Annotated in this window: 10 protein-coding genes; 9 read left to right on the top strand and 1 reads right to left on the bottom strand. The window is 68.4% G+C overall.

The genetic code is table 11. The annotated features are described in order from the left end of the window. Positions 1-292: 292 nt before the first annotated feature. From PH203_RS17795 to PH203_RS17780, 4 genes are all read left to right on the top strand, one after another. Positions 293-985 (top strand): PadR family transcriptional regulator, encoded by a 693-nt coding sequence (locus PH203_RS17795; protein WP_289921034.1) that lies wholly within the window; start codon positions 293-295, stop codon positions 983-985. Between the two features lie 44 nt (positions 986-1,029). Beyond that, positions 1,030-2,112, top strand: coding sequence for an inositol-3-phosphate synthase (locus PH203_RS17790; protein ID WP_289921033.1), 1,083 nt, complete (start codon positions 1,030-1,032; stop codon positions 2,110-2,112). 93 nt (positions 2,113-2,205) lie between these two features. Further along, positions 2,206-3,468 (top strand): MFS transporter, encoded by a 1,263-nt coding sequence (locus tag PH203_RS17785; RefSeq protein ID WP_289921031.1) that lies wholly within the window; start codon positions 2,206-2,208, stop codon positions 3,466-3,468. A gap of 122 nt (positions 3,469-3,590) precedes the next feature. Beyond that, positions 3,591-4,070, top strand: a complete 480-nt coding sequence (locus tag PH203_RS17780; RefSeq protein ID WP_289921030.1) for a hypothetical protein — start codon at positions 3,591-3,593, stop codon at positions 4,068-4,070. 99 nt (positions 4,071-4,169) lie between these two features. On the opposite strand, the gene PH203_RS17775 is transcribed toward PH203_RS17780, so the two are convergent. After that, positions 4,170-5,612, bottom strand: coding sequence for a CCA tRNA nucleotidyltransferase (locus PH203_RS17775; RefSeq protein ID WP_289921028.1), 1,443 nt, complete (start codon positions 5,610-5,612; stop codon positions 4,170-4,172). Between the two features lie 246 nt (positions 5,613-5,858). Here PH203_RS17775 and PH203_RS17770 point away from each other — a divergent pair, with 246 nt between their 5' ends. The 5 genes from PH203_RS17770 (at position 5,859) to PH203_RS17750 (ending at position 14,012) form a co-directional block, all read left to right on the top strand. After that, positions 5,859-8,231, top strand: coding sequence for a DUF6049 family protein (locus PH203_RS17770; RefSeq protein WP_289921026.1), 2,373 nt, complete (start codon positions 5,859-5,861; stop codon positions 8,229-8,231). A gap of 47 nt (positions 8,232-8,278) precedes the next feature. Further along, positions 8,279-10,534: a murein biosynthesis integral membrane protein MurJ gene (gene murJ / locus PH203_RS17765; RefSeq protein WP_289921025.1), complete on the top strand. Its 2,256-nt coding sequence runs from the start codon at positions 8,279-8,281 to the stop codon at positions 10,532-10,534. A gap of 138 nt (positions 10,535-10,672) precedes the next feature. Further along, the gene (locus tag PH203_RS17760; RefSeq protein WP_289921024.1) at positions 10,673-12,397 is read left to right on the top strand and encodes a serine/threonine protein kinase; all 1,725 of its coding nucleotides are present in this window, start codon (positions 10,673-10,675) and stop codon (positions 12,395-12,397) included. Between the two features lie 29 nt (positions 12,398-12,426). Further along, positions 12,427-13,152, top strand: a complete 726-nt coding sequence (gene sigM, locus PH203_RS17755; RefSeq protein WP_289921023.1) for an RNA polymerase sigma factor SigM — start codon at positions 12,427-12,429, stop codon at positions 13,150-13,152. Then, positions 13,149-14,012: a hypothetical protein gene (locus PH203_RS17750; RefSeq protein ID WP_289921021.1), complete on the top strand. Its 864-nt coding sequence runs from the start codon at positions 13,149-13,151 to the stop codon at positions 14,010-14,012. The genes sigM and PH203_RS17750 overlap by 4 nt, the downstream gene beginning before the upstream one ends. Positions 14,013-14,146 lie beyond the last annotated feature (134 nt).

Here is a 14,146-nt window from a genome sequence, read left to right as displayed (position 1 = left end):
AAGTACGGATGTGGTCGCTTTCGCATTCACCCGTACTGCACCGGGGACGACGACGCCCCCAAGCGTCACTCGGTTCCCGGTGGTGTGCATGGCGCACAGACTACGCACCGTCAAAACCCGCCTAGCCCCGAAGTTCACCCCAAATCAGGCAACTTGCCTCGGATGAATAAGTGATGTGATCCCGTTCACCGTCCCCCCACTTGTCGCATGCGGATGGCCGTTCTATCGTCGTGATGTATCGAGTCGATACATCAGAGCGAGATAAGCGAGCCAGGGACGAGGAGGCGAGAGGATGAGCCGACGCTCAGGGATCCTCGAGTTCGCCGTCCTCGGCCTGCTCCGCGAGTCCCCGATGCACGGCTACGAGCTGCGCAAACGACTCAATACGTCACTGGGTGTGTTCCGCGCGTTCAGCTACGGCACGCTCTACCCCTGCCTCAAGACGCTGGTCGCCAACGGCTGGTTGATCGAAGAGCCGGGGAACGCTCCCGAGGACGCCCTCGCCGCACCACTCGCAGGACGTCGCGCCAAGATCGTCTATCGGTTGACGGCGGAAGGTAAGGAGCACTTCGAGGACCTGCTGTCGCAGACCGGCCCCGACGCCTACGAGGACGAGCACTTCGCCGCGCGCTTCGCCTTCTTCGGGCAGACGTCGCGCGACGTACGCGTGCGCGTCCTGGAGGGCCGCCGGAGCCGGCTGGAGGAGCGCCTGGACAAGATGCGCGTCTCCTTCGCGCGCACCCGGGAGCGCCTCGACGACTACACGCTCGAGCTCCAGCGCCACGGAATGGAGTCCGTGGAGCGCGAAGTGCGCTGGCTGAACGAGCTCATCGAGAGCGAGCGGGCCGGACGGGACCTCCGTGGTCCCACCTCCGGGGGGCCCGCTCAGTCCTCTCAGCAGCACAACACATCTGGATCGACGGGCGACCTGCCACGGTCCGGGGACACCCCCCGGACCGATTCGCCCGACGACACCGCCACGTGAGCGTCCACTCAGGACCTCACTCGTACACACAGGGAGCAACCGGAATGGGTTCGGTTCGCGTAGCCATCGTCGGTGTGGGCAACTGCGCCGCGTCGCTGGTTCAGGGAGTCGAGTACTACAAGGACGCCGACCCGGCGTCCAAGGTCCCCGGCCTGATGCACGTCCAGTTCGGCGACTACCACGTCAAGGACGTCGAGTTCGTCGCCGCGTTCGACGTGGACGCGAAGAAGGTCGGCCTGGACCTCGCGGACGCCATCGGCGCCTCCGAGAACAACACCATCAAGATCTGCGACGTGCCGAACAGCGGCGTGACCGTCCAGCGCGGCCACACCCTCGACGGTCTCGGCAAGTACTACCGCGAGACCATCGAGGAGTCCGCCGAGGCCCCGGTCGACGTCGTCCAGGTCCTGAAGGACAAGCAGGTCGACGTGCTCGTCTGCTACCTGCCGGTGGGTTCCGAGGACGCGGCGAAGTTCTACGCCCAGTGCGCCATCGACGCCAAGGTCGCCTTCGTCAACGCCCTTCCGGTCTTCATCGCCGGCACCAAGGAGTGGGCGGACAAGTTCACCGAGGCGGGCGTCCCGATCGTCGGTGACGACATCAAGTCCCAGGTCGGCGCCACCATCACGCACCGCGTCATGGCGAAGCTGTTCGAGGACCGCGGTGTCATCCTCGACCGCACGATGCAGCTGAACGTCGGCGGCAACATGGACTTCAAGAACATGCTCGAGCGCGACCGCCTCGAGTCGAAGAAGATCTCGAAGACCCAGGCCGTCACCTCCCAGATCCCCGACCGGGACCTCGGCGAGAAGAACGTCCACATCGGCCCGTCCGACTACGTCGCGTGGCTCGACGACCGCAAGTGGGCGTACGTCCGTCTCGAGGGCCGTGCCTTCGGTGACGTCCCGCTGAACCTGGAGTACAAGCTCGAGGTCTGGGACTCCCCGAACTCCGCGGGTGTCATCATCGACGCCCTGCGCGCCGCGAAGATCGCCAAGGACCGCGGCATCGGCGGCCCGATCCTGTCGGCGTCGTCGTACTTCATGAAGTCCCCGCCGGTCCAGTACTTCGACGACGAGGCCCGCGAGAACGTCGAGAAGTTCATCAAGGGTGAGGTCGAGCGCTAAGGCTCGCTGAACAAAACGCTCCTGCCAGGGCTGTGACGAGGGTCCCCGGGTTGTACCGCCCGGGGACCCTCCCCTTGTGTGAGGCTGTGCCCCATGGCCGTCGTACGTGACCTGCGCGTCCTGCTGCGCTTCCAAGGCTTCAGACGCCTGCTCGCCGTACGTCTGCTCTCCCAGGGCGCCGACGGCGTCTACCAGGTCGCGCTGGCCGCCTATGTCGTCTTCTCCCCGGAGAAACAGACCTCGGCCACCGCCATCGCCTCCGCCATGGCCGTCCTGTTGCTCCCCTACTCCCTGGTCGGCCCTTTCGCCGGCGTCCTGCTGGACCGCTGGCGCCGCCGTCAGGTCTTTCTCTACGGCAACCTGGTGCGCGCGGCGATGGCCTCGGCGACGGCCGTCCTGATGGTCAGCCACGTCCCGGACTGGCTCTTCTACGTCTCCGCCCTGTGCGTCACCGCCGTCAACCGCTTCGTCCTGTCGGGCCTGTCCGCCGCACTGCCACGCGTGGTCGACGACGAACGCCTCGTCATCGCCAACTCCCTGTCACCGACCGCCGGAACACTCGCCGCAACCGCGGGAGGCGGCCTCGCCTTCGTCGTACGGCTGGTGTTCGCGGACTCCGACGCGGCCGTGGTGCTGTTGGGCGCCGCCCTGTACCTGTGCGCTGCCATGGCGTCGCTGCGCATGTCGCCAGAACTGCTGGGACCCGATGTCGAGTTGGTGCAGCAGAGCCTCTCCACGGCCCTCTCCGGCACCGCGCGCGACCTGGTGGCGGGCGTACGCCATCTCGCCTCCCCGCCACGCCGACAGGCCGCCAGAGCGCTCGCCACGATGACGCTGATGCGCTTCTGCTACGGCGCCCTGCTGGTCATGCTGCTGATGCTCTGCCGGTACGAGTTCTCCTCGGACACCGATGACGGACTCGCCCTGCTGGGGCTGGCATTGGGTATCTCCGGAGCGGGCTTCTTCGCGGCAGCCGTACTGACTCCCTGGGCGGCGGGACGACTCAGCCCCGGCCGCTGGATCGCGGTGTGCGCGGTGACCGCCGCGATCCTGGAGCCCGCGCTGGGCCTGCCGTTCGCCGTCGCTCCGATGCTCGCGGCGTCCTTCGTCCTGGGCCTGACTACCCAGGGCGCGAAGATCGCGACGGACACCATCGTGCAGTCCTCGGTCGACGACGGCTTCCGCGGCCGGATCTTCTCCGTCTACGACGTGCTCTTCAACGTCGCCTTCGTCGGCGCGGCCGCCGTGGCCGCCCTGATGCTTCCGCCGGACGGGCGCTCTGTGGTGTTGGTGGTCACAGTCGCCGTTATCTACGGGGTAGTTGGGGCGATTATGGTCCGCTTTGAACGCCAGTAAGTGTCACATCAATGCCACAGAGTCCCCCTGAGGTACAGGACTGTCAGTGGGGCCCGGTAACTTACGTGCGTCTTACGCGCTCCTTAGGTGCGTCACATACCCATGTACTAGGGGGACCCCCAGTGTCTACTCCGCCCCAGGGCCAGAACCCGTTCGCGCAGGGCCAGCAGCCCCAGGCCCCGTACCCGCCCCAGGGCGGAAACCCCTACGCCCAGGGCCAGCCTGGCGTTCCCCCGCAGGGCACCGCGCCGTACGCGCCGGTTCCGCCGACCCCTCCTGCCCGGCGCTTCGGCAAGAAGACCCTGCGGATCGTCGGCTTCATCGTCGTCGCGATACTCATCGCCGGCGGTAAGTGGTTCTTCAGCAAGACCGACGCCGAGACGACGTCCGTCGGCAGCTGCATGCACAACCAGGGCACGCAGATCAACCCTGATTTGAAGACGGTCGACTGCAGCTCCAGCGACTCCCAGTACCAGGTCGTCGAGAAGTTCGACAACACCAGCGACGACAGCAAGTGCGAGACCGTGAAGGAAGCCGAGATCGCCTACTACCAGACGGGCGACGGCCACAACGTGGTCCTCTGCCTCAAGGAAGTCAAGTAGGGACCGAAGCGACTCAGGGTCGATGTTTCACGTGAAACATCGACCCTCGGTGCGCTCCGGGGTCATGTTTCACGTGAAACATGACCCCGCCTCGCTGTCTCAGTCCTGCTCGGTCCACCACTCCTTGAGAGCCCTGGCCGCAGCATCCTCGCTCATCGGCCCGTTCTCCAGGCGCAGCTCCAACATGTGCCTGTACGCACGACCGACCGCCGGTCCGGGACCGACGCCGAGGATCTCCATGATCTGGTTGCCGTCCAGGTCCGGGCGGATAGCGTCGAGTTCCTCCTGCTCCTGGAGTTGAGCGATCCGCTCCTCCAGGCCGTCGTACGCCCGCGACAGTGCCGCCGCCTTGCGCTTGTTCCGCGTGGTGCAGTCGGAACGAGTCAGCTTGTGGAGCCGGTCGAGGAGCGGGCCGGCGTCACGGACATAGCGACGGACCGCGGAGTCTGTCCACTCTCCCGTGCCGTAGCCGTGGAAGCGCAGATGGAGTTCGACCAGGCGTGAGACGTCCTTCACCAAGTCGTTGGAGTACTTGAGGGCCGTCATCCGCTTCTTGGTCATCTTCGCGCCGACCACCTCGTGGTGGTGGAACGAGACCCGGCCGTCCTTCTCGAAACGACGCGTGCGCGGCTTGCCGATGTCGTGCAGGAGGGCGGACAGGCGGAGGACCAGATCGGGACCGTTCTCCTCCAGCGCGATCGCCTGCTCCAGGACGATCAGTGTGTGCTCGTAGACGTCCTTGTGCCGGTGGTGTTCGTCGCTCTCCAGGCGAAGAGCCGGGAGTTCGGGCAGGACGTGGTCGGCGAGCCCGGTGTCGACCAGGAGGGTCAGGCCCTTGCGGGGGTGAGCGGACAGGATCAGCTTGTTCAGTTCGTCCCGGACCCGCTCGGCCGACACGATCTCGATGCGCCCCGCCATGTCCTTCATCGCTGCGACGACCTCGGGGGCCACCTCGAAGTCGAGCTGGGCGGCGAAGCGCGCGGCCCGCATCATCCGCAGCGGGTCGTCCGAGAAGGAGTCCTCGGGAGTACCCGGGGTGCGCAGCACGCGCTCCGCGAGGTCGTCCAGGCCGCCGTGCGGATCGATGAACTCCTTCTCCGGCAGCGCGACCGCCATCGCGTTCACGGTGAAGTCCCGCCGGACGAGGTCCTCCTCGATGGAGTCGCCGTAGGACACCTCGGGCTTGCGCGAAGTCCGGTCGTACGCCTCTGACCGATAGGTCGTGACCTCGATCTGGTAGCCCTCCTTGTGCGCCCCGACCGTCCCGAAGGCGATCCCGACCTCCCACACGGCGTCCGCCCACGGGCGCACGATCTTCAGTACGTCCTCGGGGCGGGCGTCGGTCGTGAAGTCCAGGTCGTTGCCGAGCCGGCCGAGCAGCGCGTCCCGGACCGAGCCACCGACCAGGGCGAGTGAGAACCCGGCCTCCTGGAAGCGGCGGGCAAGGTCGTCGGCGACAGGGGCGACCCGCAGCAGTTCACTGACCGCACGGTGCTGCACCTGACTCAGGGCGCTAGGGGTGTCTTCGTTGGCGTTCGGCACAACAGAAGAGGGTACGTGGCCCCGGCGACGCCGGGCGCCTCCATTAAATCTGCACAGGCACCCGTGCTGGGCCCACTCCTCGGGCGTACGACTCCACCCCCCTTTATACATAGACATACGGGACGGACCGGGCTCTTCCCCCGATCTTGTGGAGCAGTCCGCGGCACTTCCCCTCAGCGCGCATCGTTACCATGCGTGGACGCACATTGCGACGACCACTGACGACGACGAGGGACGGGCGAGCGCGTGGCCGAGGCGGCAGACTTCCAGGGGACGAGTCCCTCACCTGCCCGCCGCTGGCTGCGGCGCACCGGAGCCCTGCTCACCGGGGCGCCCTTGCTGGCCGGACTGCTCCAGCTGCCCACCGCCACGCCCGCGGACGCCGCCCCCACCTCCAGCACGGTGGCCGTCGCCCTCGACACACTCACCCCCAGCACCCCCACGGACGGCGACACGATCACCGTCTCCGGCACCGTGACCAACAAGGGCAAGCAGACGGTCACCGACGCCGAAGTGGATCTGCGTGTGGGGCCGGAGGTGAGCACCCGGTCGGCGATCGACACCATCGCCAAGCGCACCGACTTCTCGCCGGGCCTCGACGGCACGATCGTCGGCGGCAAGTACGTCGAGAAGTTCTCCAAGCTCACTCCGGGCGTCGCCCAGAGTTTCACCATCTCCGTGCCGGTCGACGAGCTGGACCTCGGCGGCGACGGCGTCTACCAGCTGGGCGTCTCGGTCACGGGTGAGACGGCGGCCCAGCAGTGGCCGCAGGTGCTCGGCATCCAGCGGACGTTCCTGCCCTGGCAGCCCGAGGGCGCCGACACGAAGACGAAGACCACGGTCCTGTGGCCGCTCGTCTCCACCGTGCACATGACGGCGGAGACGGGCTCCAACGAACAGCAGACGCCGGTCTTCCTCAACGACGACCTCGCCAAGGAGATCGCGCCGGGCGGCCGCCTGGAACAGCTGCTGTCCCTCGGCAAGGACCTGGACGTCACCTGGGTGATCGACCCGGACCTGCTGGCCTCCGTCGACGCGATGACGCGCGCCTATCGCGTCGAGTCGGGCAGCAGCACTGTGGCGGGCACGCATCAGAACGTCGCCATGGACTGGCTGGCCGAACTTCAGGACGCGGTCGCGGACAAAGAGGTCGTCGCTCTCCCCTTCTCAGACCCGGACGTGGCCTCCATCGCCCACAACGGCAAGACCGTCGCCGGCACTCTGAGCCACCTCAAGGAGGCCACCGACGTCGCGGCCTCCACCGTGGAGACCGTGCTCCACGTGACACCGACCACCAACTTCGCCTGGCCCGTCGACGGCGCCGTCGACCCCTCCATCGTCAAGGTCGCCACCTCCGCCGGCGCCGACAAGGTGATCGCACGCAGCGACAGCCTCCAGGAGACGGCCGGCCTGACGTACACGCCGTCCGCGGCCCGCCCCATCGGTGGCGGCACGACGGCGGTGGTCGCGGACGCTCGGCTGTCCACGGCGTTCGAGGGCGATCTGACGAAGGCATCCACCGCCACGCTCGCCGTGCAGAAGTTCCTCGCCTCGAGCCTCGCGCTCAACCTCCAGACGGACAAGCAGCGCAGCATCGTCGTCGCCCCGCAGCGCATGGCGACGGCAAGCCAGGCACAGGTCATGGCCGAGGCGGTGACGGCTCTCCAGGGCGGAAACTGGTCCCAGGCGCAGGGCCTCACGGCCGCGGCCGCCGCCAAGCCGGACGCGGGCGCGACCACGAAGGTGCCGTCGGCATCCGCCTACCCCTCCTCGCTACGCAAGCAGGAGATGCCGAAGGCGGCCTTCGAGGAGATCGCGGCCACGCAGGACCAGCTCGACAAGTTCAAGGTCATCCTCACCAACCAGTCGCGGGTGGTGACCCCCTTCGGGCGGGCCATGAACCGTGAGATGTCCACGTCGTGGCGCGGCCGCGCCGCCGAGGCGCAGAGCTACCGCGACGGCGTGCGGCTGTACCTCGACCGCCTGACCGATCAGGTCAAGCTGATCGACAAGTCCGACACCAAGCTCTCCGGGCGCAGCGCCACGATCCCCGTGACCGTCCAGAACAACCTGGTGCAGGGCGTCGACCACCTGGTCCTGCGGCTCACCTCGACGAGCCCGACGCGTCTCAAGATCGGTGAGGGCGCCTACCAGGAGCACCGGGTCGCGGTCTCCGGCGGGCACAGCCAGACGGTGAAGTTCAGCACCTCGGCCCAGGCCAACGGCCGGGCCACGGTGACCGCCCAGCTGTACACCGAGGACGGCCAGGAGTACGGCGAGCCCGTCCAGTTCGAAGTCAAGGTCACCGAGTTCACCGCCACGGTGATGCTGGTCATCGGCGGCGGCTTCCTCCTGCTGGTCCTCGCCGGCTTCCGGATGTACACCCAGCGCAAGCGCGCCGCCGCCCGTGCCGCCGAGGAGGACGACTCCGACGGTCCTGACGAGGCCGGCGAGGCGGCGGGCGAGCCGGAGAACCCCGAGGGACCCGAGGACCGTCCCAAGGAGGAGTCGGGTGCCGGACCCCGGGCAGACGCCCCGGAGCAGCCGAGTGACCCGGCACCGGACACCCCAGCGGAAAGCGCCGCCCCGTCCGGCACGGGTGAGAGAGTGGACCGTTGAGGATGTCGTGGCCGCCGGTGGGCCCGGGACGATGAGGTGGGGTAACCATGAACGCGCCGTACGACGGTGACCGCGGCCAGGCCGCGGGCAGCTCGGGCCACCCCGAGGGCCCGCCGCCCGAGCACGGCCAGGTACCGCCGCAGCCTCCCGCGGACATGTACCTCCAGGACGCCTACGACCAGGACCCCTACCGGGCACAGGACCTCTCCGCCCAGGACCCGGTCGCCGAGGCGCTCTACGACCGCGCCGCGCATCCCCCGCCGCCGCCCGGTACGTACCAGCCGCAGCAGCCGCTGTACGCGCAGCCGCAGCAGTCCCCCTACGCCCCGGACCCGCACGTCTGGGCGCAGACCCCGGCCCCGGAGCCGGAGGGCCCCAGCCAGTACCTGCCGTACGGCGACAACCCCCGCACCACCCAGTTCGTGGGCGTCGACGACCTCGTCACGCACTCCGCCGAGGAGCGCCACGAGCCGGACGCCTTCGCCCACCTCTTCCGCGACCAGCAGCAGGGCGGCAGCCAGCCGCCGTACCAGCCCCCGTCGGTGCCGGGCCCGTCCCCGGCCCCGGTTCCGGGCGCGGTTCCCCCCATGCCGCCTTCCGCGGACAAGACGATGAACCTGGGCACCGCCCCCGTACCGCCTACGCCCACACCGGCTCCGGCGGCGAAGAAGTCCGGGAAGGCTTCGGGTTTGCTGAAGTCGAGCGCGGTGATGGCGGCGGGGACGATGGTGTCGCGGCTCACCGGATTCATCCGGTCCGCGATGATCGTCTCGGCGCTGGGCCTCGGCCTCCTCGGTGACTCCTTCCAGGTCGCCTACCAACTGCCGACCATGATCTACATCCTGACCGTCGGCGGCGGGCTCAACTCCGTCTTCGTGCCGCAGCTGGTGCGTGCCATGAAGGACGACGAGGACGGTGGCGAGGCCTACGCCAACCGGCTGCTGACACTGGTCATGGTGGCCCTGGCCGCGCTCACCGCACTCGCGATGTTCGCCGCGCCACTTCTCGTCAATGCCTTGTCGGCCAAGGTCGCCAACGACCCGGCCGCCAACGAAGTGGCGGTCACCTTCACCCGCTACTTCCTGCCCTCGATCTTCTTCATGGGCGTCCACGTGGTGATGGGCCAGATCCTGAACGCTCGCGGCCGATTCGGCGCGATGATGTGGACGCCGGTCCTCAACAACATCGTCATCATCGTGACGCTGGGGATGTTCCTGTGGGTGTACGGCACCTCGGAGCGCTCAGGCATGGAGGTCACGAACATCCCGCCGGAGGGCCAGCGGCTCCTCGGCATCGGTGTTCTCCTCGGCCTCGTCGTCCAGTCCCTGGCGATGATCCCCTACCTGCGTGAGACCGGATTCCGGCTGCGGCTCCGCTTCGACTGGAAGGGCCACGGCCTGGGCAAGGCCGCGATGCTCGCCAAGTGGACGATCCTGTTCGTCCTCGCCAACCAGGCAGGCGCGCTCGTCGTCACCCAGCTGTCCACCGCGGCTGGCTTCGACTCCGGCGTCGAGGGAACCGGCTTTGCCGCTTATGCCAACGCCCAGCTGATCTGGGGCCTCCCGCAGGCCATCATCACGGTCTCTCTCATGGCCGCCCTGCTGCCACGTATCTCCCGCTCGGCGGCTGAGGACGACGGCGGCGCTGTCCGCGACGACATCTCTCAGGGCCTGCGTACCACCGCCGTCGCGATCGTGCCCATCGCCTTCGGGTTCGTCTCCCTCGGCATCCCGATGTGCACCCTGATCTTCGGTTCCTCTGGCGCCAACCAGGCCACGAACATGGGCTTCATGCTGATGGCCTTCGGCCTCGGCCTGATTCCCTACTCCGTGCAGTACGTCGTCCTTCGTGCTTTCTACGCCTACGAGGACACTCGGACGCCCTTCTACAACACGGTCATCGTGGCCGCCGTGAACGCCGCCGCCTCCGCCATCTGCTACTTCGTGATTCCGGCCCGCTGGGCCGTGGTCGGGATGGCCGCCTCGTACGGCCTCGCATACGCCGTCGGCGTCGGCGTCGCCTGGCGCCGTCTGCGCAAGCGTCTCGGCGGCGACCTGGACGGCGCGCGCGTCATGCGGACGTACGCAAGACTGTGCATCGCCTCGGTGCCGGCGGCGATCCTCAGTGGTGCGGCCTGCTATGGCATCGGGCACACGCTCGGCCAGGGCGTCATCGGCTCCTTCGCCGCCCTGATCGTCGGTGGCGCGGTGCTGCTCGGGATCTTCTTCGTGGCCGCCCGCAAGATGCGCATCGAGGAGCTGAACTCCCTGGTCGGCATGGTGCGCGGACGGCTGGGGCGCTGATACGGGGGTACGCGCACAACCATCGCCCGCCACCGTGTGTCGTGCATAGCGGCGGACTGTGGGCACAATTGGTTTCGGCGTCGGACGGCGCGCACGGATGTCGGTCGGCGCGCAACGAATGGGGAGGCAGGAACGACGGTGGCGGAACGGAGCACGGCTGCCGTCGACGTGGCAGACAACAGCGGCGACGAGCCGCTGACCGCGCAGGCGGACCAGTCCACGGCCGACGGGGTGGCCAAGAATCGGGAGCGGGAAACGGACGACAACGAGGCACAGGGGAGTGGCGGGACCGAGAGTCCCGAGAAGGCCTCACCGCCCGAGCTGCACAGCGGCCACAAGCTCGCCAGACGCTACCGGCTCGAGGAGTGCGTCACCCGTCTGGACGGATTCAGCAGCTGGCGTGCGGTCGACGAGAAACTCCGCCGTGCCGTCGGCGTCCACATCCTGCCCGCGGACCATGCGCGGGCGCGTTCCGTGCTGGCGGCCGCCCGTTCGTCGGCGCTGCTCGGTGACCCGCGCTTCGTCCAGGTCCTCGACGCCGTCGAAGAGAACGACCTCGTCTACGTCGTCCACGAATGGCTGCCCGACGCCACCGAACTGACGACACTTCTGGTCCCCGGGCCGCTGGAGCCGCACGACGCCTACCAGATGGTCAGCCAGATCTCCTCCGCCATGGCTGCCGCCCACCGCGAGGGCCTCGCCCATCTGCGCCTCAACCCCAACGCGGTACTGCGCACCTCCAGCGGACAGTGGCGCATCCGCGGCCTCGCCGTGAACGCCGCGCTGCGCGGCATCACCTCCGACACCCCGCAGCGCACCGACACGGAGGCCATCGGCGCCCTGCTGTACGCGGGGCTCACCCAGCGCTGGCCGTACGAGGACGACGCGTACGGCCTGTCCGGGCTGCCCAAGGACGTCGGCCTCATCGCCCCTGACCAGGTCCGTGCCGGTGTCCACCGCGGGCTGTCCGAGCTGTCGATGCGCGCGCTCGTCAACGACGGCGCGACCGCCTCCCGCCACGAGTCGGCGTGCACCACGCCCGAGGAGCTGGTGAAGGCGATCGGCGAGATGCCCCGCATCCGCCCGCCGGAGCCGGCGTTCACCGCGCCGCCGGAGTACCAACGCACGACGTACCAGCAGGGCACGTACGGCCGCCCGGCGCCGCACCCGGGCTCCACTCAGGTTCTGCCAACGCCTCCGCCCCCGCTGCAGAGCCGCACCGGGAGGGCCCTCAAGTGGGCCGTGTCGGCGCTTCTCATCGCCGCCCTGGGACTCGGCAGCTGGCAGCTCGCGGACGCCCTCATGGAACAGGGCAACAAGTCCGACGACACCAACCAGACGCAGACGACGGACGGCAACGACAAGGGCGGCGGCAAGACCGAGCCGGTCAAGTCGCTCACCATCAAAGGCGCCCAGGAGTACGTAGCGAGCGGCGACGCCCAGGCTCCCGGCGACGTCGGGCTGACCTACGACGGCAAGAGCTCCACGTACTGGCGTACCAAGCGCTACAACGAGGGGCCGACGCTCGCTCCCTACAAGCCGGGCGTAGGCATCGTCTACGACCTCGGCTCGTCGCAGGAGATCTCGAACGCGTCGATAGGGCTCCGGTACGACGGTGACCACACGACTGTGAAGCTCTACGCCACGGACTCCCTCTCGCCCTCGACCGGGGTCGAGGGGATGACGGAGATCGGAACCGCCACGACCGACGGCAGATCTCTTACGGTGAAGGCGTCGAAGTCCGTCAAGGCGCAGTACGTACTGCTGTGGATCACGGCCGTGCCGAACGCGCCGTCCGACGGCTACAGCAGCTCCGGATACAAGCAGGCGATCACCGACGTGACGTTCAAGGGCAAGGGCTGACCACACCGCATCCCAGGGGAGGGGGTCCGATGGCAGATGGCACCGCATATGGCGACGCAAGCGATCAGGACCTCCTCGCCCGTCATGTGGAGGGCGACCCGGACGCCTTCGGTGAGCTCGTGCGGCGGCACCGGGACCGGTTGTGGGCCGTGGCCCTGCGGACGCTCGGAGACCGCGAGGAGGCCGCTGACGCGGTCCAGGACGCCCTTGTCTCCGCCTACAGGGCCGCACACACCTTCCGGGGTCAGTCGGCCGTCACGACGTGGCTGCACCGGATCACGGTGAACGCCTGTCTCGACCGAGCCCGCAAGGCGGCCTCCCGCAAGACGTCCCCGGTCGACGACACCGAGCGCCTGGAGCAGCTCCTGGAGCCGCACGAGGAAGCCTCGGCACCGGCGGAGCGCAATGATCTGCACCGCCAACTCCTGGAAGCTCTCGGCACGCTCCCGCCGGATCAGCGGGCCGCCCTCGTTCTGGTGGATATGCAGGGCTACCCGGTAGCCGAAGCCGCCCGCATGCTCGACGTGCCGACCGGCACGGTCAAGAGCCGCTGCGCTCGCGGCAGAGCCAGACTCCTTCCCCTCCTCACTCATCTGCGGCCGGAAAACACCGGTGGCGGCAGAGAGCGAGGCGGAGGACGGAACCAGGTGCAGGAGACATCCGTCCCACCCGCAGCGGGGCCTCCTGCCACAGGTCCCCGCGAGACAGATCCAGGCGATTCAGCTGCTGTGAAGGGCGGAGGTGGGCGAACGTGACATCCACGACAGACACGACCGGGCACCCGGATGTCGCGGAGCTCTCCGACCTCACCGAGGGCCTGCTCCCCCCGACCCGGATCTCGGATGTACGACAGCATCTGGATGAGTGCGAGCTCTGTGCGGATGTCCACGCATCCCTGGAGGAGATCCGGGGTCTGCTGGGCTCGTTGCCGGGCCCGCCCCGCATGCCCGCCGATGTCGCGGGCCGTATCGACGCCGCTCTCGCCGCGGAGGCTCTGCTGAGCGCCACCGCCCCCGGCGCCTCGGACTCACCTGAGCTCGTCGACAGCGCGCATGTTTCACGTGAAACATCGGTATCAGCGGATCGCCCCGCAGGGCACGCCCGTACCTCCACCACCGGTCCCGGGCGCAAGGGACGCACGCGTGGCGGACGCCGCAGGATCGCCATCCTTGGCACGGTCTTCACCGTTGCCGCCCTGGGACTCGGCTCGGTGCTGCTGTCCTCTCTCAATGACGGCAAGCCGTCCGACCCGACCACACAGGCCGGCACGTTCTCCGGCAAGCCGGTGGAGACTCAGGTCTCGGACCTCATGGCGAAGACTTCCCGCCGCCCCGTGCACAGCTTCGGTACGAACACCGCCCCCGAGAACAAGGTCTTCAACGAGCCCCTTCCTGATGTACCCGCCTGCGTCCTCCAAGGCATCGGCCGAGACGACGACGCGCTGGCCGCCAAGGAAGGCACCTACAACGGAGCGTCCGCCTACCTCGTGGTGATGCTCGACGAGAAGAACACCAGTCGGGTCGACGCCTACGTGGTCGACGCCGCCTGCAAGAAGGACTCGTCGGTCTCGGCGAAGGTTCTGCTGACCCACTCCTACGCGCGGTCCACAGGCTGACGCTTCGTCTTCTTCCAGCGTGGTATCCCGTACGGGGGCGCCTCTCCGTGTGCCCGGACACACCGGGAATGCGCGCCCCTTAGGATCCGTTGGGTGGGGTGAGAGTTCCGAGAGGGCTCCACCGGCCGTACTGA

Origin of the sequence: Streptomyces sp. S.PB5 (genome assembly GCF_030403745.1) — a bacterium.
GTDB lineage: Bacteria > Actinomycetota > Actinomycetes > Streptomycetales > Streptomycetaceae > Streptomyces.
Note: the sequence above shows the minus strand (reverse complement) of the source record. Positions and strands in the feature narration are given on the sequence as shown.

What these genes read in the sequence shown, in the direction of transcription:
- PH203_RS17795 (WP_289921034.1), top strand. Translation starts at nt 293, where the DNA reads ATGAGCCGACGCTCAGGGATCCTCGAGTTCGCCGTCCTCGGCCTGCTC.
- PH203_RS17790 (WP_289921033.1), top strand. Translation starts at nt 1,030, where the DNA reads ATGGGTTCGGTTCGCGTAGCCATCGTCGGTGTGGGCAACTGCGCCGCG.
- PH203_RS17785 (WP_289921031.1), top strand. Translation starts at nt 2,206, where the DNA reads ATGGCCGTCGTACGTGACCTGCGCGTCCTGCTGCGCTTCCAAGGCTTC.
- murJ (WP_289921025.1), top strand. Translation starts at nt 8,279, where the DNA reads ATGAACGCGCCGTACGACGGTGACCGCGGCCAGGCCGCGGGCAGCTCG.
- sigM (WP_289921023.1), top strand. Translation starts at nt 12,427, where the DNA reads ATGGCAGATGGCACCGCATATGGCGACGCAAGCGATCAGGACCTCCTC.